The 25932-nt window shown below is 73.0% G+C and carries 22 protein-coding genes; 12 read left to right on the top strand and 10 right to left on the bottom strand.

Annotated elements, in window-relative coordinates:
- Positions 1-85 precede the first annotated feature (85 nt).
- The 5 genes from ABT299_RS01665 (at position 86) to ABT299_RS01645 (ending at position 5331) form a co-directional block, all read left to right on the top strand.
- A complete protein-coding gene (locus tag ABT299_RS01665; protein WP_190858326.1) occupies positions 86-1378 on the top strand; it encodes an acyl-CoA dehydrogenase family protein in 1293 nt (430 codons plus the stop codon).
- Entirely contained in the window at positions 1375-2058 is a 684-nt protein-coding gene (locus ABT299_RS01660; protein WP_387020883.1) for a TetR family transcriptional regulator, read from the top strand. Before ABT299_RS01665 ends, ABT299_RS01660 begins: the two co-directional genes overlap by 4 nt.
- A gap of 151 nt (positions 2059-2209) precedes the next feature.
- The gene (locus ABT299_RS01655; protein ID WP_387020886.1) at positions 2210-2572 is read left to right on the top strand and encodes a VOC family protein; all 363 of its coding nucleotides are present in this window, start codon (positions 2210-2212) and stop codon (positions 2570-2572) included.
- Between the two features lie 165 nt (positions 2573-2737).
- Complete coding sequence (locus ABT299_RS01650) at positions 2738-4180, top strand: hypothetical protein (RefSeq protein ID WP_500249424.1); 1443 nt, start codon at positions 2738-2740, stop codon at positions 4178-4180.
- Positions 4177-5331 (top strand): ARPP-2 domain-containing protein, encoded by a 1155-nt coding sequence (locus ABT299_RS01645; protein ID WP_500249423.1) that lies wholly within the window; start codon positions 4177-4179, stop codon positions 5329-5331. The genes ABT299_RS01650 and ABT299_RS01645 overlap by 4 nt, the downstream gene beginning before the upstream one ends.
- Before the next feature lie 57 nt (positions 5332-5388).
- On the opposite strand, the gene ABT299_RS01640 is transcribed toward ABT299_RS01645, so the two are convergent.
- The 3 genes from ABT299_RS01640 to ABT299_RS01630 all read right to left on the bottom strand — a co-directional run bounded on the left by ABT299_RS01640 (position 5389) and on the right by ABT299_RS01630 (position 8638).
- Positions 5389-6204 (bottom strand): PIG-L family deacetylase, encoded by an 816-nt coding sequence (locus tag ABT299_RS01640; RefSeq protein WP_190868219.1) that lies wholly within the window; start codon positions 6202-6204, stop codon positions 5389-5391.
- A 67-nt stretch (positions 6205-6271) separates the two neighbouring features.
- Positions 6272-7126, bottom strand: coding sequence for a class II glutamine amidotransferase (locus tag ABT299_RS01635; RefSeq protein WP_190868221.1), 855 nt, complete (start codon positions 7124-7126; stop codon positions 6272-6274).
- 57 nt (positions 7127-7183) lie between these two features.
- The gene (locus tag ABT299_RS01630) at positions 7184-8638 is read right to left on the bottom strand and encodes an amino acid permease (RefSeq protein ID WP_500249422.1); all 1455 of its coding nucleotides are present in this window, start codon (positions 8636-8638) and stop codon (positions 7184-7186) included.
- A gap of 135 nt (positions 8639-8773) precedes the next feature.
- Here ABT299_RS01630 and ABT299_RS01625 point away from each other — a divergent pair, with 135 nt between their 5' ends.
- Positions 8774-9274: an HAD domain-containing protein gene (locus tag ABT299_RS01625; RefSeq protein ID WP_500249421.1), complete on the top strand. Its 501-nt coding sequence runs from the start codon at positions 8774-8776 to the stop codon at positions 9272-9274.
- Between the two features lie 105 nt (positions 9275-9379).
- Here ABT299_RS01625 and ABT299_RS01620 read toward each other — a convergent pair whose 3' ends face one another.
- Positions 9380-10036, bottom strand: coding sequence for an HNH endonuclease family protein (locus ABT299_RS01620; protein ID WP_500249420.1), 657 nt, complete (start codon positions 10034-10036; stop codon positions 9380-9382).
- Between the two features lie 237 nt (positions 10037-10273).
- On the opposite strand from ABT299_RS01620, the gene ABT299_RS01615 reads away from it, so the two are divergent.
- Positions 10274-11035 carry an SDR family NAD(P)-dependent oxidoreductase gene (locus ABT299_RS01615; RefSeq protein WP_500249419.1) on the top strand — a complete coding sequence of 254 codons (762 nt, stop codon included), beginning with the start codon at positions 10274-10276 and terminating at the stop codon, positions 11033-11035.
- Between the two features lie 105 nt (positions 11036-11140).
- Here the strand turns inward: ABT299_RS01615 and ABT299_RS01610 are convergent, their stop codons facing one another.
- A complete protein-coding gene (locus tag ABT299_RS01610; protein ID WP_500249418.1) occupies positions 11141-11785 on the bottom strand; it encodes an NUDIX hydrolase in 645 nt (214 codons plus the stop codon).
- On the bottom strand, positions 11748-12620 hold the full coding sequence (locus ABT299_RS01605) for a helix-turn-helix domain-containing protein (protein ID WP_500249417.1): 873 nt from the start codon (positions 12618-12620) through the stop codon (positions 11748-11750). The genes ABT299_RS01610 and ABT299_RS01605 overlap by 38 nt, the downstream gene beginning before the upstream one ends.
- Before the next feature lie 96 nt (positions 12621-12716).
- Between ABT299_RS01605 and ABT299_RS01600 the strand changes: the two genes are divergently transcribed.
- Positions 12717-13295 carry a TIGR03086 family metal-binding protein gene (locus ABT299_RS01600; RefSeq protein ID WP_500249416.1) on the top strand — a complete coding sequence of 193 codons (579 nt, stop codon included), beginning with the start codon at positions 12717-12719 and terminating at the stop codon, positions 13293-13295.
- 105 nt (positions 13296-13400) lie between these two features.
- Complete coding sequence (gltX, locus tag ABT299_RS01595; RefSeq protein WP_433136656.1) at positions 13401-14801, top strand: glutamate--tRNA ligase; 1401 nt, start codon at positions 13401-13403, stop codon at positions 14799-14801.
- Positions 14802-14810: 9 nt separating this feature from the next.
- Here gltX and ABT299_RS01590 read toward each other — a convergent pair whose 3' ends face one another.
- The 3 genes from ABT299_RS01590 to ABT299_RS01580 all read right to left on the bottom strand — a co-directional run bounded on the left by ABT299_RS01590 (position 14811) and on the right by ABT299_RS01580 (position 20924).
- On the bottom strand, positions 14811-15833 hold the full coding sequence (locus tag ABT299_RS01590; protein ID WP_500249415.1) for an urease accessory protein UreH domain-containing protein: 1023 nt from the start codon (positions 15831-15833) through the stop codon (positions 14811-14813).
- 98 nt (positions 15834-15931) lie between these two features.
- Positions 15932-16591, bottom strand: coding sequence for a response regulator (locus ABT299_RS01585; protein ID WP_190868235.1), 660 nt, complete (start codon positions 16589-16591; stop codon positions 15932-15934).
- 100 nt (positions 16592-16691) lie between these two features.
- On the bottom strand, positions 16692-20924 hold the full coding sequence (locus ABT299_RS01580) for a HAMP domain-containing protein (RefSeq protein WP_433136653.1): 4233 nt from the start codon (positions 20922-20924) through the stop codon (positions 16692-16694).
- A gap of 321 nt (positions 20925-21245) precedes the next feature.
- On the opposite strand from ABT299_RS01580, the gene ABT299_RS01575 reads away from it, so the two are divergent.
- From ABT299_RS01575 to ABT299_RS01565, 3 genes are all read left to right on the top strand, one after another.
- Entirely contained in the window at positions 21246-23519 is a 2274-nt protein-coding gene (locus ABT299_RS01575) for a SpoIIE family protein phosphatase (RefSeq protein WP_500249414.1), read from the top strand.
- Between the two features lie 31 nt (positions 23520-23550).
- Positions 23551-23889 (top strand): STAS domain-containing protein, encoded by a 339-nt coding sequence (locus ABT299_RS01570; RefSeq protein WP_190868237.1) that lies wholly within the window; start codon positions 23551-23553, stop codon positions 23887-23889.
- A gap of 84 nt (positions 23890-23973) precedes the next feature.
- Complete coding sequence (locus ABT299_RS01565; RefSeq protein ID WP_067469847.1) at positions 23974-24342, top strand: ATP-binding protein; 369 nt, start codon at positions 23974-23976, stop codon at positions 24340-24342.
- 127 nt (positions 24343-24469) lie between these two features.
- Here ABT299_RS01565 and ABT299_RS01560 read toward each other — a convergent pair whose 3' ends face one another.
- Positions 24470-25819, bottom strand: coding sequence for a class II 3-deoxy-7-phosphoheptulonate synthase (locus ABT299_RS01560; protein ID WP_347257135.1), 1350 nt, complete (start codon positions 25817-25819; stop codon positions 24470-24472).
- Positions 25820-25932 lie beyond the last annotated feature (113 nt).

Genomic DNA, 25932 nt, shown 5'->3' with positions numbered 1-25932 from the left:
AGAGTAACAGTCATGCACTTGCATTATTCATTGAGATGGCTCGATTATTCACGGGACGGAGCGCACCGACCGCAGGAGGCTCGCCATGGCCTGGGACTTCGAGACCGACCCCGCCTACCAGGAACTTCTCGACTGGGCGGACGCCTTCGTCCGCGACGAGGTCGAACCCCTCGACCTGGTGCTGGGCGACCCGTACGACAAGTCCGACCCCCGCTACAAGACGATGGTGCGGCCCCTGCAGGACCAGGTCCGCGAGAAGGGCCTGTGGGCGTGCCACCTCGGCCCCGAACTCGGCGGCCAGGGCTACGGGCAGGTGAAGCTCGCGCTGCTGAACGAGATCCTCGGGCGGTCCCGGTGGGCGCCCTCGGTGTTCGGCTGCCAGGCCCCCGACTCCGGCAACGCCGAGATCATCGCCCATTTCGGCACGCCCGAGCAGAAGGAGCGCTACCTGCGCCCGCTGCTGGACGGCGAGATCTCCTCGTCCTACTCGATGACCGAGCCGCACGGCGGCGCCGACCCGACCCTGTTCACCACCCGCGCCGTCCGCGACGGCGACGGCTGGGTCATCAACGGCGAGAAGTGGTTCTCCTCCAACGCGCGGCACGCCGAGTTCCTGATCGTGATGGCCGTGTCGAACCCCGACGTGTCCGCCTACGAGGGCATGTCGATGTTCATCGTCCCCGCCGACACGCCGGGGCTGACCACCGTCCGCAACGTCGGCGTCGGCGGCGAGCGCGAGGGCTCGCACGGCTACCTGCGCTACGAGAACGTCCGCGTCCCGGCCGAGAACCTGCTCGGCGACGAGGGCGGCGCGTTCGTCATCGCCCAGACGCGCCTCGGCGGCGGCCGCATCCACCACGCCATGCGCACGATCGCGCAGGTCCGCAAGGCGTTCGACATGATGTGCGAGCGCGCCGTCTCCCGGCGGACCCGGTTCGGGCCGCTCGCCAAGATGCAGATGACCCAGGAGAAGATCGCCGACAGCTGGATCGAGATCGAGCAGTTCCGGCTGCTCGTGCTGCGCACCGCCTGGCTCATCGACAAGCACAAGGACTACAAGAAGGTCCGCAAGGACATCGCCGCGGTCAAGGCCGCGATGCCGAAGGTGTACCACGACGTCGTGCAGCGCGCGATGCACCTGCACGGCGCCCTCGGCGTGTCGAACGAGATGCCGTTCGCCGCCATGATGATGGGCGCGCAGGCGATGGCCATCGCCGACGGCCCCACCGAGGTCCACAAGATCACCGTGGCGCGGCAGCTGCTGCGCGACGCCGAGCCCGTCGAGGGCCTGTGGCCGTCCGGGCATCTGCCGACCCGCCGCGAGGCGGCCCGCGCCCGCTTCGCCGACGCCCTGGAACACGCTATAGGTAACGAATGAACGAGACGCGGGAGCGGTTGCTGGACGCGGCCGAGCGGCTCTACGCCGAGCGCGGGATCGACGCCGTCAGCCTGCGCGAGATCGTGCAGGCCGCCGGCGCCCGCAACGCCACGGCCGTGCAGTACCACTTCGGCGACCGGGCGGGGATCGTGCGCGCGATCCTCGCCCGGCACGCCCCGGAGATCGAGGCGCGCCGGCACGCCCTGCTCGACGCCTACGAGGCCGACGGCGTGCCGGGCGGGCGCGCGCTCGCCGCCGCGCTCGTCCGCCCCATGGCGGCCTGCCTCGGCGACGCGTCGGGCCGCGCGTTCCTGCAGATCTGGGCGGACGTGGTGAACCGGCCGCGCCCGCTGCTCCCGTCCGTGCTCCTTGACGACCCGGCAGAGGCGGGCGAGGCCGGAGCCGGGGGAGCGGCGCACCGGCCGAAGCCCGACAGCCTGTGCCGGTGGCGCGACCTCGTGGAACCCGTTTTGGAGGAGGACGCGGCGCGGCTGCACCGCCGGTTCACCGCGATCCTCTACGCCGCGACCGAGCTGGCCCGGCGCGCGCGCTCGGGGCCGCGCACCGACGACCGGCTGTTCACCAGCTACCTGATCGACGTCGTCGCCGCGATCCTCGGCGCGCCGGTCTCGGACGAGACGCGCCGCCTCGCCGACGAGCGCGACGCCGCCCGCCGCTGACCCGCGTCGGCGCCGGCGCCCGCGACCTCCGCCGGCGCCCGCCGACCCGCGCCGCGGCGGCCGCACCGCCTCCGACCTCCCATTCGTCCAAGACCCGCCGGAGAGGCGCGGCGGAGACTGGGCATGTCACCGGACGACCGAGGAGGACGACATGACCAGCGAGACCCGGCGGACCTTCTACCCGCTGATCGCCACCGCCGACCCCGACAAGTCGATGGAGTGGCTGGAGAAGGCGTTCGGGTTCGTCCCGCACGACGTGCACCGGGACGACTCCGGCGCGATCGTCCACGCCGAGATGGGGTACGACACCGGGCTCTTCATGTTCGGCACCGGCGTGCGGGTCAAGGCGGCCGTGTACGTGGCGATCGACGACCCGGACGCCCACCACGCCCGCGCGAAGGCCGCCGGCGCCGAGATCTTCCGCGAGCTCGCCGACACCGACTACGGCTCGCGCGACTACGCCGCCCGCGACCTGGACGGCAACGAGTGGTACTTCGGCACCTACCGCCCCTGACGCCGGAAATGGACGCGCCCGCCCCCGCTCCCCGGTGCTACGGTGCGGGGGCCGGCCGCGGGACTTCGGTGCGACTTCCGGAACCCGCCCTGTAAAGCGATGATTCGCTGCTCGCGCTCCCCTTCCCCGGCCGGCGCCCCCATCCCCGGCCTGTGTTGGATCACGATGAGCGAGACGTTCGCGGACCTGATCGCCTGCGAGGACGCGCTGATGTTCGTCAACGCCGCGATCACCTCCACCGGCCAGCGGGAGTTCCACCACGCCCCCGGCGACCAGCGCCTCTCCCTGGAGTTCCTGCACGCCTACACGCTGGAGAACTACCGGGAGGTCTACGCCGCGGCGCTCGCGCTCGACGTCAACGACCACAACGCCGCGATCATCATCCGCAACCTGCTGGTGCGGGCGTCCGACGTCGGCGTGGAGCGGCGCCGCGCCGAGGGGCGGCTGATCGCGCGGCGGCTGGAGCTGATGCCGCGGCAGCGGGTGTACCGGCTGTTCCGCGAGCTGCGCCGGCTGAAGGTCAACAACCGGCGCACGCGCGCGATCATCCGCGGCTGGCTGGAGGCCCGCGCCGACCCCGCGTTCGACGCCGTCAAGTACCGCAACGGCGTCAAGACCGCCGTCCGCCACGTCCACGCCCAGCCCGGCGGCGAGCTCCGCGTCTTCCTGTTCGATCCGCTCCGGGCGAAGTCCTACGCGACGCCCATCCTTGAGCAGTGGCGGCGCGCGCACTACGAGAAGGCCGCGCTGTACGAGCTGCCCTACACCATCGCGGAGGGGTTCGCGGCCAAGCACCGCGTGCCGCGCGAGGTGTTCCTGGAGCGCATCGCGCCCCGCATGACCAGGCTGGAGCGGCTGCGCCTGCAGGAGAACGCGCGCGAGGCCGGCGCTTCGGCCGTGGCCGCGGACCTGACCGCGATGCCGCTGACCCGGCTGGCGTCCTACGTGCTCGCGCTCCCGCTCGACGACCGCGCGGCGCGCCGTGCGGAACTGACCGGGGCGCTGCGGACCGCCGCCCGCCGCGTCGCCGGGCCGGCGCGCGGCTCGTGGGGCCGCGTCGCGGCGGTGCTGGACGACAGCCACTCCTCGACCGGCTCCGGGCAGAAGCGCCGCCGGCCGCTCGCGGTCGCGCTCGCCGCCCACTACCTGCTGGAGGCGCTCGCCAAGGAGTACACGCCGCTGTGGACGTCGGGCCGCACCGACGAGCTGCTCGCCTACCCGTTCGGCCCGACGCCGCTGGGGGAGCGGATCATCGACGCGCTGGAGACCCGGCCCGACCGGCTCATCATCGTGTCCGACGGCTTCGACAACGCGCCGCCCGGCGTCGCCGCCGACGTCCTGCGGATCTGGCGGACGCGCCTCGACCCCGGGCACCGGCTGGCGCCCGGGCAGCGGGTCCTGATCGCCCACCTCAACCCGGTGTACGACGCGGACGACTTCGACGTGCGGAGGCTGTCCCCGGCCGTGCCGACCGCGGGCATCCGCGACGCGGAGGACCTGCCGACCCTGGTCGAGCTGGCCCGCTTCGCGGAGCGGCAGGTCGGCCTCGCGGGGCTGCGCGCCCACCTGGACGACCGGACCGCCCGGTTCCTGGGGGAGCGCGCATGACGTTCGCGCTGGAGGGGCTCGAGACGCGGCCCGCGCAGGTCTGGGGGTCCGTGCGGCTCGTCCCGCTCGTCCGGGACGAGCCCGTCCCGCACCTGCGGCTGCACCGGAAGGCCTACGAGGAGCCGGTGTCCGTCGTGGACGTCGGCGACGGGTCCGCCTACGTCTCGTTCGTCCCGCACGCGTTCGTGGCGACCTGGGCCGACGGCGACCAGGCCCCGGCGGCCTCCTACGGGACGCGCCTGCTGGAGCGGGACACCGCGGCCGCCCCGCCGCGCATGCCCGTCCGCCTCACCCGGCGCATGGCGCGCAAGGCCGGGAAGGACCGCCTCCGGTTCCTGCCGCTGCACCTGGCCGTCGAGGGCTACCTCGCCCTGCATTTCGGCGGCCCGGAGATCGTCTGGGAGGAGTGGTCGAGGCGGGCGGTGGCGCGCGGCCTGTCGCCGCGCTGCGAGGAGAGCTACCTCGGGCTCCACGTCCGCGGGCTGGGGGACGCGCTCCGGATCTTCGAGATCCATCCCGGGCAGTGCGGCGTGCTCGTCTACGTGGCCGACGCGCTGGCCAGCGCGTTCGTCACGCCGCATCCCGACGACTACCGCGCCCTGCACGCGACGCTGGTCGAGGACCTGTTCGGCGAGCTGATCTACAATTACGGGCTGCTCGGGGTCCCGGCGGGCGACCTGTCGGCGGGGATCGACGGCGCCGGGATCGCCTCGCTGCACGACCTGCGGGCCGCCGCGTCCCGGCGCCGGGACGAATGGGCCGCCTTCCACGACGAGGTCATGGCCGGCGACCTGTTCGACGAGGACGGCACCAGCCAGCGCGTGCAGCGCCTGCACGGGTTCGAGCTGTCGCGGTTCCTGCCGTCGTTCGGGCTGCGCAAGGAGAACCACATCGGCGAGACGATCACCGGGGAGGACGGCCGCGTCGCCTACCTGAAGACGTACCGGCTCTCGGACTCGCAGGTGCGCCGCGGCCACCTGCTGACGCGCCTGGCCGCGCACGAGTGGCGGCTGGACGCGACGGCCGCCGCCCTCGGCATCGGCGAGGCGGCCCTGGCGCTGCGGCTGGAGCGGGCGGGCTTCGGCCACCTGCTGCGGCAGGACGTCCTCGACCACTACCGGGCCCAGGCGAGGCGCGGCGCGCCCGCCTGAGCCCGCTCTCCTAAGCCCCGTCCGCCTGGGCCGTGCGCGTCGGGCGGGGCCGCGCCGTCAGCGCAGGCCCGCGAACAGGTCGTCCTCGTGGTCGGGGGCGGCGTCCACGCGGTTGAAGTGCCGGACGAACGTCTCGTTCGCGAAGACCATGTGCTGGACCTCCTCGGGCAGGCGCAGGAAGAAGATGTTCTCGCCCTGGCTCGCGTGCGCCTCCAGCGCCTTGACCTTGCGGGCGGCGTAGGGCGCGACGTCCACCACGCTGGTGATCATCTCGTCCGGGACGCCGAAGTCGTCCGGCGGTTCGAAGCCGACGTCCACCCCGGCGGCCTTCGCGACCTCGAACATCTTCGCGATGCCGGACCGGGGGATCGCCGTGTAGTACAGCTTGTCGGGGATGCCGGTCTTCTCGGTGGCGGCGACGGCGATGCGGTGCGCCTGGATGTGGTCGGGGTGCCCGTACCCGCCGTTCTCGTCGTAGGTGACGACGACCTGCGGACGGTACCGCTCCATCAGCTCGGCCAGCCGCCCCGCGGACTCCTCCAGCGGGACGTTCGCGAACGCCCGCGGGTCCTCGTTGGTGGACCAGCCCTCCATGCCGGAGTCGCGGTAGCCGAGCAGCTCCAGGTGCTCGACCGCCAGGATCCCGGCGGACTCGCGGACCTCGGCCAGCCGCCGCCGCGCGACCTCCTCCGCGTCGTGGCCCGGCTCGCCCGGCTTCACGCCGCCGGAGTCGTCGCCCTGCTCGCCGTTGGTACAGGTGACCAGCACCGTGCGGATGCCCTCGGCGGCGCAGCGCGCGAGCAGCCCGCCGGTGCTGAGGACCTCGTCGTCCGGGTGGGCGTGGACCGCCATCAGGGTGAGTTCGTGCTCCATTGCTCCGGGACTCCTCGGGGGCGCTCGTCCGACCCGGTCAACCCTACGCGGCGGCGGGTGAAGCAGATCACGTCTGAGACGTGGCCTCGGTCACCGAGAGATCGTCCATGGAGATCCGGTGGGCCGGCGGGTCGAACGGGAACAGCGAGGTGGTGTCCGTGCCGTCCACGACCAGCAGCTCACCGGGTGCGAGGAGCCGCCAGCCGTCGGCGTCGTCCATTCGCTCGCTGGCCAGCACGTGGGCGACGGCCGGCTCGCGGTGCGCGGACACGTGCACGCGTCCGGGCTCGCGCTCGGACGCCATGTGGCGGGTCTCGCCCTTCTCGGCGAGGTCGTGCTTGAGCACCCACAGCTCGTGGGTGTCGGGGTAGCGCAGCGCCCACAGCCGCCTCGACTCGGCGAGCAGCACGTTGAGCGCGAAGACCGGCACCTCGGCGGCGATCCGCCGGACCGCGGCGATCAGGCCGGCGATGGTGTCGCCGTGCCGCCGGATCTCCGCCGTGACGTAGGCGAAGACCAGCTCCGAGTCGGTCTGCCCGCCGACACGCGCGAGGTCCACGTCGGTGAGCCAGGAGCGGATCACGTCGAGGCCCCGGACCATCCCGTTGTGCGCGAACAGCCGGTCGTCCATCACGAACGGGTGGGAGTTGTGCACGTCCGGCTTGCCCGTCGAGGCGTACCGGACGTGCGACATGAACGTGTGGGAGACGACCTCGCGGGCCTCGGCGCAGAAGTCGGCGTCCTCGTAGGCCGCGATGGGCGCCCGGTCGCGGACCGGCTCCTCGCCGAGCGAGAACCAGCCGAGGCCGGTCCCGTCGGGCATCCGGCGGCTCTGCGAGGACAGGCTGTCGGGGGCGTCCAGCAGCCAGAACCGGGCCTGCACGCGGGGCCCGCCGGTCGTCATCCCGAACAGTCGGCACATGCCCCCACGATGCCCGCCGCGCCGGGACCGAACCGGTCCCGGCGGGTCAGGGATCGGTCATTCTTCGATCGGGTCCGCCGTCCGGGCCGCCGCGACGGACGCGACCCGTCCCCGCGCGCAGAACCAGCCGACCACCAGCGCGGCGATGATCACCGGGACGGCCAGCACGGTCTTGTGGCCCTCGCCGTCGTAGTCGAACCACATCAGCACGACGACCGCGGCGAGGAAGGCCAGCGTGACGATCTCGGTGACCGGCGAGCCCGGCAGCCGGTACGAGGGGCGGGACAGCGCGCCCGTGCGGGCCCGCCGCACGAACAGCAGGTGCGAGATCATGATCATCGCCCACGAGCCGAGGATGCCGATCGCCGCGAAGTTCAGCACGATCTCGAAGGCGTCCTTGGGGACCCACGCGTTCAGGCCGACGCCCAGCACGCAGATCGCCGTGGTCATCAGGATGCCGCCGTGGGGCACCTGCGACCGGCTCATCGCCGTGGTGAACCGGGGCGCCGACCCGGAGGCGCCGAGCGAGCGCAGGATCCGGCCGGTGGAGTACAGCCCGGAGTTCAGGCTGGACAACGCCGCGGTGAGCACGATGAGGTTCATCACGCCGCCCGCGGCGGGCACGCCGAGCTTGGACAGCACGGTGACGAAGGGGCTCTCGCCGTCCTTGTAGGCGCTCCACGGCAGCAGCATCGTGAGCAGCAGCACCGACCCCACGTAGAACACCAGGATCCGCCAGACGATCGAGTTGATCGCCTTCGGCATGACCTTCTCGGGGTTCTCGGTCTCCCCGGCCGCGACGCCGACCAGCTCGGTGGAGGCGTAGGCGAACACGACGCCCTGCACGACCACGAGCATCGGCAGCACGCCCTTGGGGAAGATGCCGCCGTGGTCGAGGATCGTCAGCGGCCCGGCGTCCTGCGCGCCGACCTTGTGGCCGGTCACGACCAGCACGATGCCGATGCACATGAACGCGACGAGCGCGCCGACCTTGACGATGGAGAACCAGAATTCCAGCTCGCCGAAGATCCGCACGGAGATCAGGTTGATCGTGACGACGACCGCCAGCGCGATCAGCGCGAGCACCCATTGCGGGATGCTCGTGAACGCCTTCCAGTAGTGGATGTAGAGCGCGATCGCCGTGATGTCGACGATGCCGGTCGTCGACCAGTTCAGGAAGTGCATCCAGCCCGCGACGAACGCGCCCTTCTCGCCCATGAACTCGCGCGAGTAGGAGACGAACGACCCCGACGAGGGGCGGTGCAGGACCAGCTCGCCGAGCGCCCGCACGACCATGAACGAGAAGAACCCGCAGACCGCGTAGGCGATGGCCAGGGACGGGCCGGCGCTGGCCAGCCGCCCGCCGGCGCCGAGGAACAGCCCGGTGCCGATGGCGCCGCCGATCGCGATCATGTTGACGTGGCGCGTCTTGAGGGACTTGCGGTAGCCGGCGTCGCCCGCGTCGACGTGCGACGGCTCGGCCGGTGCCGTCCTCAAATCCTGGTCGCTCACGCCTCGTTACCGCCTTTCCACGGGGTGTCGCCTCGATGGCCCGGTGCAGTTTCGGTCATGGAGCCAAAACTGTCAAAACGCTGCCCAAAATGACCTTGATGTAACATCCGTGCCGCATGCCGTAGGTTCTCGGGTATGGGGTCGCCGCTGGTGCTGCTGGACGTTGACGGAGTGCTCAATCCGTTCGAAAGGCCGCACCGGGGCTATCGCCGCCATCGCTGCTCGCCCAACGGCGTCACGTTCCGCCTCTGGCTGAACGCCGCGCACGGCCCGGCGCTGCTCGAGCTGGCCGAGTCGGCGGGCGCCGAGCTGGCCTGGGCGAGCTACTGGTGCGACAACGCCAACGAGTGGATCTCGCCCCGGGTCGGGCTGCCCCGGCTGCCGTTCGTGCCGATCCCGCGGTTCCCGGGCATCGAGGAGGGCCGCACCCTCGGCGCGTGGAAGGCCCGGCACGTCGCGTCATGGGTCGAGCGGAGGCCGTTCGTGTGGTTCGAGGACGAGCCCGACGCGACGGAGTGCATCGCCGCCGAGGAGGGCGTCGCCGACCATCTCCTCGTCTCCGTCGACCCCCTGGTGGGCCTCACCGACGACGATCTGGAGCAGGGCGCGGCGTGGCTGCGCGCCCTCGCCCGCTGATCGCCCCGGCCGGGCGGTGCGGGCCGCGCGGGCCCGCACCGTCCGGCCGGCGTCTCAGTAAGGGCGGCGTCTCAGCGGGTGCCGTGTCTCAGCAACCGCCGTGTCTCAGCAGGTGGCGAGCAGCCGGGTCAGGGCCGTCTTCTCCGCCGAGTCGACGGTCAGGCCGTAGCGGTACTTCACGTCGATCCAGGAGCGGGCGTACATGCAGTCGAAGCTCGCGAGCGGCGGGGTCCACTCGGCGGGGTCCTTGTCGCCCTTGGCCTGGTTGACGTTGTCGGTGACGGCCCACAGCTGCGAGGAGTCCAGGTCGTTGGCGAACGCCTGGCGGCGCGCGGTCGTCCAGGACGAGGCGCCCGACCGCCACGCCTCGGCCAGCGGGACCATGTGGTCGATGTCGAGGTCGGAGGCCTGGGTCCAGGTCGCGCCGTCGTAGGGGCTCGTCCACGTGCCGGAGACGGCGGCGCAGGAGGAGTCGGTGGTGACGTTCACGCCGTCGCGCTTGAGGACGACCTCGCGGGTGTTGCACGTCCCGGACTGGGTGATCCAGTGCGGGAACTTGTCGCGGCTGTAGCCGGACTCCGACCCCTCGGGGGCGACGGTGAGGCCGGCCAGATGGGTGGCGGCGGTGCTCGCGCCGGGCGGGGGCGGCGGAGCGGCGTCGGCGGCGGGGGCGAGGAGAGCGGTGCCGGTGAGGGCGGTGGCGAGGGTGGCGGTGAGGGCGGTGGCGGTGAGGGCGGTGGCGGTGATCCCCGTGCGTCTCACGGGAACTCCTTTTCGCTCGGGAGCACGAGCCACCAAGTCTTGAATACTTGAATAAACCGGATATGTCCGTTTGGTTAGCGGGGGTCACGATCCGGTGACGGTCACCAGGGGCGCCAGCGCGGCCGCCGCGCCGCCCGCAAGGGGGCGCGCGGATTCTTGTCAGGGGCCGCTTATGGGCGCGGCCGCGCGGCGGGCAGGATGGTGCTCCGCGTTCCGCGATCTGACGAAGGAGTGCCCATGAGTTCTCTCGCCGGCCGTACGGCCCTGGTCACCGGGGGCAGCCGGGGGATCGGCCGCGCCATCGCGCTGGCCCTGGCCGCCGACGGCGCCCGGGTCGCGATCGCCTACCGGCGCGACGAGGAGGCCGCCCGCAAGACCGTCGCCGACATCGAGGCCGCCGGGTCGCGCGGCCACGCCTTCCAGGCGTCCGTCGACTCCCTCGACGCCTGCCGGGCCCTCGCCGCCGCGGTCGAGGAGGAACTCGGCGAGCTGGACATCCTCGTGCACAGCGCCGGGATCGCCAGCCGCGGCAACAGCGTGGCCGAGACCGACCCGGCCGAGCTGGAGCGGGTGCTGCGCGTGCACGCCTTCGGGCCGCACCACCTCAGCCAGGCGCTGATCCCGCTGCTGAGGCGCGCCGACCGCAGCGACATCGTGTTCGTGTCCAGCGTGGTCACCGACCTGATGCACGCGAACTCGGGCCCCTACGCCATGGGCAAGGCGGCCCAGGAGGCGCTGGCGCAGGTGCTGTCGAAGGAGGAGCGCGCCAACGGCATGCACGTCAACGTGGTCGCTCCGGGCGTCGTGGACACCGACATGGGGCGGCGCCTGGTGCGCGCGACGATGGGTGTCGACGACATCCGCCAGGTGGACGCGGCCTCCCCCTACGGGCACGTCTGCACGCCGGAGGAGGTCGCCGACGTCGTCCGGTTCCTGGTGTCGGACGGCGCGTCCTACCTCACCGGGCAGCGCATCGTCATCGACGGCGGCACCTTCTAGCCGCCGCCCGCGACCCGCCGCACCGCGACCCGCCGCACCGCGACCCGCCGCACCGCGACCCGTCGCACCGCGAGCCGCCGGGCCGGGACCCGCCCGGCGGGCCCGCTAGTTGCGGGTCCAGTCGGGCTGGGCGAAGTCCGCGACCCTGGCCCGGCGCCCGAGCAGCACCACCTCGCGGAACTGCCACAGCATCGCGCCGGTCGGGGCGTGCACCCGCCAGTCCGGCGCGAGCCACATCTGCAGCAGGCTGCCGCCGTCCGGGAGCGGCACCCACCTCGGGGTGTCGTCGTCGGCCAGCCTGCGCAGGCTCGTGTAGTGGACGGAGTGGACCTCGTCCGGGTTCGGGACGAGCGGCCCGGGATCGTCGAGCACGACCACGATCGGGGTGATCGCGAAACCGGACGCGGCGGGGAAGTCGTCCAGCCGGCCGACCACGTCGCCCGGGCCCGCGACCAGGCCGATCTCCTCCCGCAGTTCCCGCAGCGCCGCTTCCTCGGCGGTCTCGCCGTCCTCGAGCCGGCCGCCGGGCAGGCCCCACTGCCCGGCGTTCCGCCCCTGGTACGCGCGCCTGATCAGGATCACCGACGGGACGCCGTCCTGCTCCACGGCGCACAGCACGACCCCGGCACGGCGCAGACCCGGCCCGTCCGGGACGGTGGTGTGCTCGAACCCGCCCAGCCGCTCCGCGGCGAGCCGGTGGAAGGCCGTCAGGTCATCGAGGGGGCCGGGGGTCGCGAGGGGGTCCGTCATGTCCTGATCCTGCCAGTTCCTCCTCCCGTGCGTACCGGGCGGGCGAGGTGCCGACGGCGGCGGTGAAGTCGCGGGTGAAGTGCGCCTGGTCGGCGTAGCCCAGCTCGGCGGCCAGCCGGGCCCAGTCGACCCGGGTGCCCGCCTCGGCCCGCTCGGCCGCCTCGATCATCCGGAACCTGCGGATGACCCACTTCGGGCCGATCCCGACGTACTCGTGGAACAGCCGCTGTAGGCTGCGCGGGCTCACGCCCTCGTCCCGGGCCAGCTCCCCGACGCGGACGACGCCGGGTCGTCCCGCGATGCGCCCGACGATCGCGGCGGCCCGCTCGGCGGACGGGTCGGGCTCGGGACGCAGCCCGGCGAGGAACGCCTCCAGCCGGGCGACGGCCGCCGCGTCGCCGGGCGTCGCGAAGATCTCCGCGGCCAGGTCGAGCCCGGGCGCGCCGAACACCTCGTCCACGCCCGCGAACCGGCCGGTCAGCGCGGCCACCGGGCCGTCCAGGAACGGCCGGAACCCGCCCGGACGGAACGCCGCGCCGATCACCCGGCCCTCGTCCGCGATCTCCTCGACGAAGTCGTCGCGCACCACGCCCACGATCCGCGCCCGCGTCGCGCCGCTCGTCAGGTAGCTGGTGAAGGTCATGTGCACCGACGGCCGGGTCAGCACCTGCTGCCGGTGGGGCGGGTGCCCCCGCAGGTCCCAGCGCAGCGTCCAGAAGAAGTCCACGAAGGGGGCGAGGGCGGGCGACGGCGCGGCCCGCTCGACCCGGAAGCTCTCCAGGCCCGTCCGCGGGCGCAGGATCCCGCGTGTCCCGCCGGGTTGGGATCGGCCCATCGGACCAGGCTAGCGGTGTCGCGTTTTTTCAAGACCGCGCGCGGCGGCCCGTCCTAGCGTGGAACCATGTTCGAACGAATGAGCGAAGGAGTCGTCATGGACATCCGGAGGCAGATGCGGCCCGCCGCTGACGCCGCGGCGCGGATCGTCCTGGAGACACCGGAGGACCGCCTGGACGCGCCGACCCCGTGCTCCGGCTGGGACGTGCGGGCACTGGTCAACCACCTGATCCTGTGGAACGGGCGGGGCGAGACCGCCGCGCGCAGGGAGCCCGTGACCGGGCCCGGCGAGGACCACGACTTCACCGCCGAGCCCGGCTGGGCCGAGCGGTTCGCCGAGCAGGCCCGCAGGACCGCCGACGCGTGGAGCGACCCCGCCGCCTGGGAGGGGAACACCAGCCTGACCGGCGCCAAGGAGGGCATGCCCGCCTCGTTCATCGCCGGGATCGTGCTCGGCGAGTGCGTCGTGCACGGCTGGGACCTCGCCGTCGCCACCGGCCGCGAGCCCGGCCTCCCGCCGGAGGTCGTCGAGGCCGCCTGGGAGCAGCTCGTCCCGACCGCGGAGTTCAGCCGCAAGTACGGCGCGTTCGGCCCGGAGGTCGCGGTCCCGGAAGACGCGCCGCTGCTCGAACGCCTCCTCGGGCTCGCCGGCCGCGACCCGTACTGGAAGCCCTGACGGGCGCCCCGCGCCCGGCGGGAACCGCGCCTCGATGAGGGCGCGCCGCGCGGCGCGCCCCTATCCGGGCGCGAGCGGGGCCTCGCTCGCTCTACCCTTGAGGGCATGTCAACGAGCTCTTCGATCCGGGTACGTTTCGCGCCGTCGCCGACCGGCATGTTCCACGTCGGCGGCGCCCGCTCCGCGCTGTTCAACTGGGTGATGGCCGCCCAGTCGGGCGGCACGCTCGTGCTGCGGATCGAGGACACCGACGCCTCCCGCAACAGCCCCGAGTGGACCGAGGGCATCATCCGCGCCCTGGCCTGGCTCGGCATGGACGGGGAGCAGTACGAGGGCCCCTACTTTCAGTCCGCCAACGCCGACAAGCACGTCGAGGCCGCCCGGACGCTGCGGGACCAGGGCCGCGCCTACTACTGCGACTGCACACGCGAGGCCGTCGTCGCCCGCACCGGCGACCAGCACAAGGGCTACGACGGGTTCTGCCGCGACCGCGGCCTGGAGCCCGGCCCCGGGCGCGCCCTGCGCTTCCGCACCCCCGACGAGGGCCAGACCACCGTCGTGGACCTGCTGCGCGGCAAGCCCGTCTTCGACAACGCCGTGCTGGAGGACTTCGTCATCGCCCGCGCCGACGGGTCGGTCACGTTCCTGCTGGCCAACGCCGTCGACGACATGAGTCAGGGCATCACCCACGTCGTGCGCGGCGAGGAGCACCTGTCCAACGCGCCCAAGCAGCAGCTGCTGTGGGAGGCGCTCGGCGGCGAGCCGCCCGTCTGGGCGCACGTCCCGGTGATCGTCAACGAGAAGCGGCAGAAGCTGTCCAAGCGCCGCGACAAGGTCGCCCTGGAGGACTACCGCGCCGAGGGCTACCTCGCCGAGGCGATGCGCAACTACCTGATGCTGCTCGGCTGGGCCCCGTCCGGCGACCGCGAGATCGTCCCGTGGGACGTGATCGTCGACGAGTTCCGCATCGAGGACGTCAACTCCTCGCCGGCCTTCTTCGACGTCAAGAAGCTGCGCGCGATCAACGGCGAGTACATCCGGGCGCTGCCGGAGCAGAAGTTCATCGCCGAGTGCCTGCCGTTCCTGCAGGAGGCGCCGTTCGACGTGGACGTCGCGGTGTTCGCCGAGCTGGCGCCGCTCGCGCAGACCCGCGTCGCGCTGCTCTCGGAGATCGTCCAGATGATCGACTTCGCGTTCCTGGACGAGCCGCCCGCCGACGAGCAGTCCTGGAACAAGGCGATGAAGGAGCCGGCCGCCGACATCCTCGCCGCCACTGAGGCCGCCTACCAGGACGCCCCGTGGAACGCCGACGAGCTGAAGGAGCGGCTGGAGCGGATCGGCGCCGAGCACGGCCTCAAGCTCGGCAAGACGCAGGCGCCCGTCCGCGTCGCCGTCACCGGCCGCACCGTGGGCCTGCCGCTGTTCGAGTCCCTGGAGATCCTCGGCCGCGACCGGACCCTCGCCCGGATCGCCGCCGCCCGCGCGAAGCTCGCCGCCTCCTCCTGACCCCCGGGGTCAGCGGAAGGTGATCGCGCCGGGGAAGTGGCCGGACGCGCACATGAACGGCATCCGGCCCGGGGCCGGGGCGCCCAGGTCGACGCGGGTCTCGCCGGTCGCGGGCAGGTAGACGTCCTTGTCGCGGCTCGGGATGGTGAAGACCCGCATGTGCCCGGAGGTGTGCCGGGTCCGCAGCACGAGGACGGTGTGCACGCGGGCCCGCGCCGTCAGCAGCGCGGGCCGGTAGCCCTGGTCCAGGGCCCACACCGTCACGACCTGGGTGCCCGCCGCGTCCGTCCGGACGAACCGGGCCGAGTCGGCCGCCGCCGTCGCCCCGCCGCCGGACGGGAGCCAGCCGCCGAGCCGCAGGCCCGACAGCAGCGTCCAGCCGGACGCCGCGAGCAGCGCCACGGCGAGCAGCGCGGTCAGCCGCCCCCGCAGCAGCGCCATCGTCCGCCCGACGGTGACGCCGATCAGCCCGAACAGCGGCGCCGTCCCCAGCACGAACGCGCCCATCACCACCGCGCCGCCGAGCGCGGAACGCGACGTCACGGCCAGCAGCTCCGCCGACAGCGTCAGCCCGCACGGGACCAGCACCGTCGCGGCGCCCAGCACGGCGGGCCGCCGGGAGCGCCCGCGTTGGGGTGGGTGACAGGCGTCCTCGCCCTCCCCGGCCTCGGGGGAGTGCTCCCGGCCTCGTCCCAGCAGGCGGCGCACCGGCCGGAAGCCCAGCAGATCGAGGGCGAACAGCGCCAGCGCCGCCGCGGCCGCCGCCAGCAGCGCCCCGCGCACCCGCGGACCCGGCTGCACCGCACCGCCCGCCAGCCCCAGCAGCGCACCCAGCGCCGCATGCGAGACCAGCTTCGACGCCAGGAACACCGAGACCTGCCGTACCGGGCGCGTCCCCGCCGGGCCGGAACCGGCGCCGGCCGCACCGCCCACCGCTCCGGTCAGCAGGCCGATCTGCGTCGCCGCGCACGTGGTGCCGCCCGCCAGCAGCCCCGCCCCGGCGCCCGCGAGGAACAGCCCCGCGACGTCCACGGCCCACCTCCCGGCGGAAGCATCCCCGACACCGAAGGGCGCAAAGCGTCACTGACCGGACACGGCCAGTCGATCACCCCTCGGGGCGGGGCCGCGGTTCACTCGGCGGGCAGGAGGGCCTCCCGCAGCGCCGCCAGGCGCCGCTCCAGCTCGTCGTACTCGCCGCGCCGCGCCGCCGGCAGGTGCTTGCCGACGGTCTCGGCCTGCTCGGCCACCGCGGCCAGCCGGTCGGCGACCTGCGGATCCGCAGGCCGCGGACCGTCCCCGTTCTCACCCGGGGCCCCGGCGTCCCGCGCCTTCAGCAGCGTCGACTGCTCGCGCAGCAGCGCGGCCTGCTCCCGCAGCAGCGCCGTCTGGTCGCGCAGCTGCTTGTTCTTGGTGTGCAGCTCCACGAACACCGACACCTTCGCGCGCAGCACCCACGGGTCGAACGGCTTGGAGATGAAGTCGACCGCGCCCGCCGCGTACCCGCGGAACGCGTAGTCGGGGTCGCTGTTCACCGCCGTCAGGAAGATGATCGGCAGGTCGCGGGTCTTCTTGCGGCGCTTGATGTCGCGCGCCGTCTCGAACCCGTCCATCCCCGGCATGACGACGTCCAGCAGGATGACCGCGTACTCGTCGGTGAGCAGCGCCTTCAGCGCCTCCTCGCCGGAGCGCGCCCGGACCAGATCCTGATCGAGCGAACTGAGAATGGCCTCCAGTGCGATCAGGTTCTCCTCGCGGTCGTCCACGAGCAGGATCTTCGCCTTGTCGTCCACGCGTCGTCTCTCCGATTCCGGTCCGGCCTCCCGCCGTGCGGCCACGCCCAGCCCCACGCCCGGCCCCACGGCGACCCTACCTGCCAGGCGACTCCTCTCCTCAGCGGACGATGGAGGGTTGCAGCCAGTTCCTCATGACGTCAAGGAGATGATCCACGTCGACGGGCTTCGGCACGTAGTCCGACGCGCCCGATTCGAGGCTCTTCTCCCGATCGCCCTTCATCACCTTCGCGGTGATCACGATGATCGGCAGCTCGGCGAACTGCGGCATCTGCCTGATCGCCGCCGTCGTCGCGTACCCGTCCAGGCCGGGCATCATCACGTCCATCAGCACGATCGCCACGTCCGGGTTGCGGTGCAGCAGGTCGATCCCCGCCTGCCCGTCCTCGGCGTACAGGACCTCCATCCCGTACCCCTCCAGGACGGACGTCAGCGCGAACACGTTGCGGACGTCGTCGTCGACGATCAGCACCTTGCGGCCCGACAGCACCCTGTCGACGAAGTCCGCCGGCGGCTCCGCCAGCATCCCGTTCAGCGCGGGCTCGGGCCGCCGGACCTCACCGGGAGGCCGCTGGTCGGCCGGAAGCCCGTTCTCGCGGCCGGACGCCGCGCGCGGCGCGCCGCCCTCGGCGGGACCGCCCGCCGGCAGCGCGGGCGCGGCCTCCGCCGCACCCTCGGCCTCCTCCTGCGCCGCGGACCGCCGGCGGCCCTCCGCCTCGCTGTACTGGGCCGGCAGGTACAGCGTGAACACGCTGCCGCGGCCCGGCTGGCTCTCCGCCTGGATCTCGCCGCCCAGCAGCCGGGCGATGTTCCGGCTGATCGACAGGCCCAGCCCGGTGCCGCCGTAGCGGCGGCTGGTGGTCCCGTCGGCCTGCTGGAACGGCTCGAAGATCTCCTGCAGCTTGTCGGCGCTCACCCCGATGCCGGTGTCGATCACCCGGAACGCGATGACGTCCGGGGTGTTCCACAGCGCCGGCAGCGTGAAGTCGATGTCCCCGGCCCGCTCGATCACCAACCGGACCTCGCCCTCGGCCGTGAACTTCACCGCGTTCGACAGCAGGTTCCGCAGCACCTGCTGCAGCCGCTGCTCGTCGGTGTTCAGCGTCGGCGGGACGTCCGGCGCGACCTCCACCCCGAAGTGCAGCCCCTTGTCGACCGACAGCGGGCGGAACGTCGCGTCGACGTAGTCCACCAGCGCCGGCACCGACAGCCGCTGCGGATGCGCCTCCATCTTCCCGGCCTCCACCTTGGCCAGGTCGAGGATGTCGTTGATCAGCTCCAGCAGGTCGGTGCCGGACTCGTGGATCGTCCGCGCGAACTCCACCTGCTTGTCGGTGAGGTTGCCGCCCTGGTTCTCCGACAGCAGCTTGGCCAGCACCAGCAGGCTGTTCAGCGGCGTCCGCAGCTCGTGCGACATGTTCGCCAGGAACTCCGACTTGTACCGCGAGGAGATCGCCAGCTGCTCGGCGCGCTCCTCCAGCGTCCGCCGCGCCTGCTCGATCTGGAAGTTCTGGATCTCGATCGCCCGGTTCTGCTGGGCGAGCAGCGCCGCCTTCTCCTCCAGCTCGGTGTTGGAGTGCCGCAGCTCGCCCTGCTGGCGCTGCAGCTCGTCGGAGCGTTCCTGGAGCTCCTGCGCGAGCCGCTGGGACTCGCCGAGCAGCGCCTCGGTCCGGGTGTTGGCGCGGATCGCGTTCAGCGTCACCCCGATCGTCTCGATCAGCTGGCTGAAGAACGCCAGGTGCACGTCCGTGAACCGGCCGAACGAGGCCAGCTCGATCGCGCCGAGCACCTCGTCCTCGAACACGATCGGCAGCACGATGATGTTGACCGGCGACGACTCGCCCAGCCCCGACCCGATCCGGACGTAGTCGGCGGGCGCGTCGTTGATCAGCAGCGGGCGGCGCTCCTGCGCGGCCTGCCCGACGAGCCCCTCGCCGAGCGCGAACCGGACCGTGCCGATCCGGCTGCGCCGCGTCCCGTACCCGGCGATCAGCACCAGCTCGGTCTCCTCGCCGCCCTCGGCCAGGTAGAACGCGCCGTACTGGGCGCTCGCCGTCGGCGTCAGCTCCCGCATGATCAGCTCGGCGACCTGCATCAGGTCCCGGTGGCCCTGCATGAGCCCGCCGATCCGGGCCAGGTTGGTCTTCAGCCAGTCCTGCTCCTCGTTCGCGCGGGTCGTCTCGCGCAGGGTGGCGACCATCAGGTTGACGTTGTCGGACAGCTCGGCGACCTCGCCGCGCGCCTCCACGGTGATCGTCCGGGTCAGGTCGCCGGTGGCGACCGCGCTGGCCACCGCGCCGATCGCGCGGACCTGCGTGGTCAGGTTGCGGGCCAGCTCGTTCACGCTCTCGGTGAGCCGCTTCCAGGTGCCGGAGACGCCCTCGACCTCGGCCTGCCCGCCGAGCCGGCCCTCGCTGCCCACCTCGCGGGCGACGCGGGTCACCTCGGACGCGAACGACGACAGGGTGTCCACCATCGTGTTCAGCGTCGTCTTCAGCTCCAGGATCTCGCCCTGCGCGTCGACGTCGATGCGGCGGGTCAGGTCGCCGTGCGCGACCGCCGTCGCGACCTGCGCGATGTTGCGGACCTGGTAGGTCAGGTTGGACGCCATCCCGTTGACGTTGTCGGTCAGGTCCTTCCACATGCCGCCCGCGCCGGGCACGTGCGCCTGGCCGCCGAGGCGGCCCTCCGTGCCGACCTCGCGGGCGACCCGGCTGACCTCGTCCGCGAACGCCGACAGCGTGTCGACCATCGTGTTCAGGGTGTCCTTGAGCTGAAGGATCTCGCCCTGCGCGTCGACCTCGATCTTGCGGGTCAGGTCGCCCTGCGCGACCGCCGTGGTGACCTGCGCGATCCCCCGGACCTGCACGGTCAGGTTGTTCGCCATCGAGTTGACGTTGTCGGTCAGGTTCTTCCAGACCCCGCTGACGCCCTGGACGTTGGCCTGGCCGCCGAGGCGCCCCTCGGTGCCGACCTCGCGGGCGACGCGGGTGACCTCGTCGGCGAAGGCCGAGAGGGTGTCGACCATCGTGTTGACGGTGTCCTTGAGTTCGAGGATCTCGCCCTGGGCGTCGACGGTGATCTTCTTGCCGAGGTCGCCCTCGGCGACGGCCGTGGTGACCTGCGCGATGTTGCGGACCTGGTAGGTCAGGTTGGACGCCATCCCGTTGACGTTGTTGGTCAAGTCCCGCCAGACGCCGCCGGCGCCGGGCACGTTGGCCTGGCCGCCGAGACGGCCTTCGGTGCCGACCTCGCGGGCGACGCGGGTGACCTCGTCGGCGAAGGCCGAGAGGGTGTCGACCATCGTGTTGACGGTGTCCTTGAGTTCGAGGATCTCGCCCTGGGCGTCGACGGTGATCTTCTTGCCGAGGTCGCCCTCGGCGACGGCCGTGGTGACCTGCGCGATGTTGCGGACCTGGTAGGTCAGGTTGTTCGCCATCGCGTTGACGTTGTCGGTCAGGTTCTTCCAGACGCCGCTGACGCCCCGCACGTTCGCCTGGCCGCCGAGACGGCCTTCGGTGCCGACCTCGCGGGCGACGCGGGTGACCTCGTCGGCGAACGCCGACAGCTGGTCCACCATCTGGTTCACGGTCAGCTTCAGCTCCTGAAGCTCACCGGTCGCCTCGACCGTGACCTTGCGGGTCAGGTCGCCCTGCGCCACCGCCGTCGTGACCTCGGCGATGTCGCGGACCTGCGACGTCAGCCGCGCCGCCATCACGTTCACCGACGCCGTCACGTCCCGCCAGCGGCCGGTCATGCCGCGCGACGGGGCCTGGCCGCCGAGCCGGCCCTCCGTGCCGACCTCCCGGGCGAACTGGGTGACCTCCCAGGTGAACTGGTCCAGCAGCTCGACCATGCCGTTCACCGACTTGGCCATCCGCAGCAGCTCGCCGCGCATGGGCCGGCCCCGCACCCGCAGCTCCACCCGCTGGCTCAGGTCGCCGGCCGCCACCGCCTCCACCACCCGGTGCATCCCGGTGGCCAGGTCGGTCAGCTTGTCGATGATCGCGTTCGCGTCCTCCACCGCCGACGCCCACGAGCCCCGCAGGCTCCCCGGCGTCAGCCGCCCGCGCAGCTGCCCCTCGCGGCCGATCTCGCGCCGCACCCGGGCCAGCCCGGACGCCACCTCATGCCCGTTCTGCCGGATCTCGTCCAGTATCGCCCCGGCCTCCGCGACGGCGCCCTCGCCGGGCACGTCCAGCTCGGCCGCCGTCCGGCCGTCCCGGACGGCGGCCAGCGCCTTCAACAGCGGCGCGAGATCGGCGTCGCTGTAACGCGGAGTGGTGTCGCGAGACCCGCCCGCGGGGCGGGCACGGGACGCTGTACGCGGCATTGTTCCTCTTCCTCCTGGCCCGCGGTCGCCGGGTGCCCGGCGCGGCGGGCCGGTCTTTCCGGACCGCCTCCCGGCCGCACCAGTACTCTACGTTGCCGCCCGTTCCAGAGCCCGAATCGCTCGCTCACGAGTGACAAGCGGCATAGGTCATGGATCGGGGGCCGTAGTCTTCGTGTTACGGTCTGTCGTGTTGTGACGGAGCGCCGGACACCGAGGTCAGAGGCATCGCAAGGCCCCGGTTCGGCACTCTCGTGGCCGGGTGGCCGCACGGTCTGCCACGATGGCCAGACCCGGTAAGAGGCTTCGAACGAGGGACGGCAGTTGGATCGGCAGACGGCGTCGGCGACCTTCCCGTCCGCCGCCGCGGCGGTGGCGGACGCGCGCCGCTTCGTCCGCAAGGTGCTCGCCGACTGGGGCATGGACGAGGCCGCCGACGACGCGGTCCTGGCCACCAGCGAACTGGCCACCAACGCGGTCGCCTACGCCGGCACGTCCTTCGAGGTGTCCTGCCGCCTGGAGGGCGGCGACATCGAGATCGAGGTCCGCGACCGCCACCCCACCCGCGGGATCGAGATGCCGGGCGTCACCGCCTCCAGCGGCCGCGGCCTGCCGTCGATCGCCCGGCTGGCCGCCTCCTGGGGCGTCTCCTACGACCGCCGCACCAAGGGCGTCTGGTTCCGGCTGCCCCGTCCCGGCGCCGACGAGGAAGGCGCCGAGCCGGGCACGTCCGACGACACCGCCGCGGAGGCGGAGCCGACTCCCGGCATCGCCCGCGCGGAACGGGCCGCACGCGGCTTCGCCGGCCTCGACACGGCCGCCGAGGCCGGGCTCGAGCCCGGCGTCCCCGGCGCCCAGCCCCGCGACGACCGGCTCGGCGGCGAGCGCCTCGACGCCGACGGCATGGGCGAGACGCCCGCCGCCGGCGACCGGCTGCTGCGCTCCCCGGCCGCGATGGAGGCCATGGAGGACGCCGTCGCGGCCGTCCGCGAGGTGCTCGGCGCCGACGGCGCGGCCGTCCTGCTGACCGAGCGCGACGGGCGCCTGATCATGGGCGCGTCCGGCGGCACGGCCGCGGAGATGCCGCTCGGCGGCCTGACGGTGGGCGGCCTCGCCCCCGCCGTCCGCGCCGGCTCGCCCTGGGTGGCCCCCGACGCCGCCGACCCGGCCGCCGCCGCGCTGCGGGCCGGCTCGCTGGCAGCCGCCCCGCTGGAGTCGCAGGGCCGCCTCACCGGCCTGCTGGTGGCCGTCTCATCGGCCCCCGGCAGGTTCGAGGAGGCCGACGGCGCCCGCCTCGGCCGCCTCGCCGACGAGATCTCGCTCTCCCTGGAGAAGGCCAGGGTGGGGGAGCTGGAACGGTCCTGGCGCGGCTGGCTCAGCTTCGTCGCCGAGGCCAGCGACCTGCTCGCCGGCACCCTCGACCAGGAACGGACGATGGCGCTGGTCGCCCAGCTCGTCGTGCCGCGGCTCGCCACCTGGTGCGCCGTCTACACCGTCACCGAGGCCGAGCCGGCGCGGCTCGCCTACGTCTGGCACGCCGACGAGACCCGCGCCGACGGCCTGCGCGACCTGCTCGACCAGGCCAGCTCCGCCCCGCCGATGGACGCCCCCGGCCCCTGGAACGGCCTGGCCGGCGCACCGGACGACGTCCGCGCCGCCGCCGGCGACACCGCCGACGACCAGGTCTACGCGTTCCCGCTGATCGCCCGGGGCCGCCGCATCGGCAGCATCGTCATCGGCCGCCCCGCCGGCGACCGGTTCCAGCGCAGCGCCATCGAACTGGCCGAGGAGCTCAGCCGCCGCGCCGCCCTCGCCGTCGACAACGCCCGCCTGTTCTCCGCCCAGACCGCCATGAGCAGCGCCCTGCAGCGCAGCCTGCTCCCGCCCGGCATCCCGGAGATCCCCGGCCTGGAGGTCGCGGTCGTCTACGAGCCGGCGGGGGAGGGCAGCGAGGTCGGCGGCGACTTCTACGACGTGTTCGAGTCCGGGGTCCGGCCCGGCGCCCCGCAGACCCCGTCCCGCTGGCGGTTCGCGATCGGCGACGTGTGCGGCACCGGGCCGGAGGCCGCCGCCGTCACCGGCCTGGCCCGGCACGCGCTGCGCATCCTGGCCGCCGAGGACATGTCGGTGCCGGGCGTCCTCGCCCGCCTCAACCGGCTGATCCTGGGCGAGGGCGAGCGCGGGCGGCTGCTCACCCTGCTGCACGGCGAGATCGCGGCGCGCCGCCGCCGCGACGGCGTCACGATCAGGCTGACGAGCGCGGGGCACCCGCCCCCGCTGGTGCTCGACCCCGAGGGCGGCGTCCGCGAGGCCGCCACCCCCCAGCCGCTGCTCGGCGTGTTCGACGGTGTGGAGTTCCACACCGACACCCTCGAGCTGCGCCGCGGCGAGGTGCTGCTGTGCGTGACCGACGGGGTCACCGAGCGGCGCTCGGGCAACCGGCTGCTCGGCGACGGCCACGGGCTGGAGCGGCTGCTGGCCGGCTGCACCGGGCTGAGCGCAGGGGCCGTCGCCGCCCGCATCCAGCGAGCGGTGCGCGATTTCGGCCCCGAACCCTCGAACGACGACGTTGCCCTCATCGTTCTGCGGGCGTCATGATGGAGACCAACAATCGGTAAGGTGGGGTGGCGTGGGGCTTGCCTTGCACACGACACGACAGGACGGCCGTGCGACGATCGCCGCGCGCGGCTCCATAGACCTGCACTCCTCCGACGAGCTACGGGCCCGGCTGGCCGAACTCGTGGACGCCGGTGAGCGCGTGGTCGTGGTCGATCTCACCGCCGTCGACTTCTGCGACTCGTCCGGCCTCAACGTCCTCGTCCGCGCGTACAAGCACGCCCGGGCGCAGAACGCCACGCTGACGGTCACCGGCGCTTACGGCCGGGTGGAGAACGTGCTGCGCACGACCGGCCTCGACCGCTTCCTGATCGAGGGTCCGGCGGAGGAGGCGCCCGCCGATGGACGCTGAGACCGCGCCGCCCGGATCCGGGCGGCCGCACCGGACGGGACGGCACACGATGCGGAACGGCGAGCGGGCGGAGTGACCGACCCGATGACCGAGACCACGCTGCGCGCGGCCCCGCAGACGGAGGCCGTCGAGTACGCGCGCCGCCTCGCCGCCCGCACCATGCGCACCTGGGCGCTCATGGAGCGCGAAGAGCTCGTGACCGCGATCGTCGCCGAACTGGTCGCCAACGCCGTCCGGCATGCCGGGACGGCGCTGGAGCTGCGCCTGCTGCGCGGCACCGGGCGCGTCCGGGTCGAGGTCCGCGACCGCGCCGCCCAGCTGCCCCGGCTGACCGTCCCCGGCCCCCTCGACGAGTCCCACCGCGGCCTGTTCATCGTCGACCGGTTCGCCACCTCGTGGGGCGCCGACCCGGTCACCGGCGGCAAGGTCGTCTGGGCCGAGGTCAGCATCTGACACGGCCTCCGGGGCCGTCCGTCCCGTTTCGAAGATCGTTCGTCGCACCGCCGACCGGGGGCACCCGGACATGAGAACGGCGCGTCCCGCCCCTGAGAGGCGGGACGCGCCGTGCCCGGACCGCTCGTCAGGACGACTTGCGGTACAGCTCCGCGACCATGAACGCCAGGTCCAGCGACTGGCCGCGGTTGAGCCGCGGGTCGCAGGCCGTCTCGTAGCGCTGGTGCAGATCGTCCTCCGCCAGCCCGTGGCCGCCGCCCGTGCACTCGGTCACGTCGTCGCCGGTGAACTCGATGTGGATGCCGCCCGGGTGCGTGCCGAGCGCCCGGTGCACCTCGAAGAAGCCGGCGACCTCGTCCAGCACGTCGTCCAGCCGCCGCGTCTTGTGGCCGCTCGGCGCCTCGTAGGTGTTGCCGTGCATCGGGTCGCAGATCCACGCGACCGGCGCGCCGCTCTGGTCCACCTTCTCGATCAGCGGCGGCAGCGCGTCCCGGATCCGGCCCGCGCCCATCCGGGTGATGAAGGTCAGCCGGCCGGGCTCCCGCTCCGGGTTCAGCGTGTCGATCAGCGCCAGCGCGTCGTCGGCGGTGGTCGTGGGCCCGAGCTTCACCCCGATCGGGTTGCGGATGTGCCGCAGGAACTCCACGTGCGCGCCGTCCAGCTGCCGGGTCCGCTCACCGATCCACAGGAAGTGGCTCGACACGTCGTAGGGCAGGCCGCTGAGGTGGTCGATCCGGGTCAGCGCCCGCTCGTACTCCAGCAGCAGCGCCTCGTGGCTGGAGTAGAACTCCACGCTGTGGAACTCGTCCGGGCTCACCCCGCACGCCTTCATGAACGTCAGCGCCCGGTCGATCTCCCCGGCGAGCTGCTCGTACCGGCGGCCCGAGGGGCTCGTCGCCACGAAGTCCTGGTTCCAGGCGTGCACCTGCCGCAGGTCGGCGTAGCCGCCCTTGGTGAACGCCCGGCACAGGTTCAGCGTCACCGCCGAGCAGTGGTAGGCGCGCAGCAGCCGGTGCGGGTCGTTGCGGCGGGACTCGGCGTCGAAGGCGAAGCCGTTCACCGCGTCGCCCCGGTAGGCGGGCAGCTCCACGCCGCCGCGCACCTCCGACGGCTTCGAGCGCGGCTTGGCGAACTGCCCCGCCATCCGGCCGATCTTCACGACCGGCACGCTGGCGGCGTACGTGAGCACCACCGCCATCTGCAGCAGCGTCTTGAGCTTGTTCTTGACCGCGTCGGCGTTCGACCCCTCGAACGTCTCCGCGCAGTCGCCGCCCTGCAGGACGAACGCCTCGCCGCGCGCGACCTCCGCGAGACGGGCCTTGAGCTGGTCGCACTCGCCCGCGAACACGAGCGGCGGCTGGGCGGCGAGTTCGGCGGCGACGGCGCGGACCTCGGCCGGGTCGTCCCAATCGGGCTGCTGCAGTGCGGGGAGGTCGCGCCAGGCGTCGAGCGCCCCCGAGACGCTGGAAGTACTCACGCGCAAAGGGTATCGGGCGGTGCGCGCGCTCGATGCCCCGTCCGGGCCCCCTAGACCGCTCCAGGACGGCCCGCGGTCGCTGCCGATGCCCAAGAGAACGCCGGCCTGGCGGC

This window comes from Spirillospora sp. NPDC000708 (assembly GCF_040299565.1).
GTDB lineage: Bacteria > Actinomycetota > Actinomycetes > Streptosporangiales > Streptosporangiaceae > Spirillospora.
Note: the sequence above shows the minus strand (reverse complement) of the source record. Positions and strands in the feature narration are given on the sequence as shown.

What these genes read in the sequence shown, in the direction of transcription:
- ABT299_RS01665 (WP_190858326.1), top strand. Translation starts at nt 86, where the DNA reads ATGGCCTGGGACTTCGAGACCGACCCCGCCTACCAGGAACTTCTCGAC.
- ABT299_RS01660 (WP_387020883.1), top strand. Translation starts at nt 1,375, where the DNA reads ATGAACGAGACGCGGGAGCGGTTGCTGGACGCGGCCGAGCGGCTCTAC.
- ABT299_RS01655 (WP_387020886.1), top strand. Translation starts at nt 2,210, where the DNA reads ATGACCAGCGAGACCCGGCGGACCTTCTACCCGCTGATCGCCACCGCC.
- ABT299_RS01650 (WP_500249424.1), top strand. Translation starts at nt 2,738, where the DNA reads ATGAGCGAGACGTTCGCGGACCTGATCGCCTGCGAGGACGCGCTGATG.
- ABT299_RS01645 (WP_500249423.1), top strand. Translation starts at nt 4,177, where the DNA reads ATGACGTTCGCGCTGGAGGGGCTCGAGACGCGGCCCGCGCAGGTCTGG.
- ABT299_RS01640 (WP_190868219.1), bottom strand. Translation starts at nt 6,204, where the DNA reads ATGGAGCACGAACTCACCCTGATGGCGGTCCACGCCCACCCGGACGAC.
- ABT299_RS01635 (WP_190868221.1), bottom strand. Translation starts at nt 7,126, where the DNA reads ATGTGCCGACTGTTCGGGATGACGACCGGCGGGCCCCGCGTGCAGGCC.
- ABT299_RS01625 (WP_500249421.1), top strand. Translation starts at nt 8,774, where the DNA reads ATGGGGTCGCCGCTGGTGCTGCTGGACGTTGACGGAGTGCTCAATCCG.
- ABT299_RS01615 (WP_500249419.1), top strand. Translation starts at nt 10,274, where the DNA reads ATGAGTTCTCTCGCCGGCCGTACGGCCCTGGTCACCGGGGGCAGCCGG.
- ABT299_RS01610 (WP_500249418.1), bottom strand. Translation starts at nt 11,785, where the DNA reads ATGACGGACCCCCTCGCGACCCCCGGCCCCCTCGATGACCTGACGGCC.
- ABT299_RS01605 (WP_500249417.1), bottom strand. Translation starts at nt 12,620, where the DNA reads ATGGGCCGATCCCAACCCGGCGGGACACGCGGGATCCTGCGCCCGCGG.
- ABT299_RS01600 (WP_500249416.1), top strand. Translation starts at nt 12,717, where the DNA reads ATGGACATCCGGAGGCAGATGCGGCCCGCCGCTGACGCCGCGGCGCGG.
- gltX (WP_433136656.1), top strand. Translation starts at nt 13,401, where the DNA reads ATGTCAACGAGCTCTTCGATCCGGGTACGTTTCGCGCCGTCGCCGACC.
- ABT299_RS01580 (WP_433136653.1), bottom strand. Translation starts at nt 20,924, where the DNA reads ATGCCGCGTACAGCGTCCCGTGCCCGCCCCGCGGGCGGGTCTCGCGAC.
- ABT299_RS01565 (WP_067469847.1), top strand. Translation starts at nt 23,974, where the DNA reads ATGACCGAGACCACGCTGCGCGCGGCCCCGCAGACGGAGGCCGTCGAG.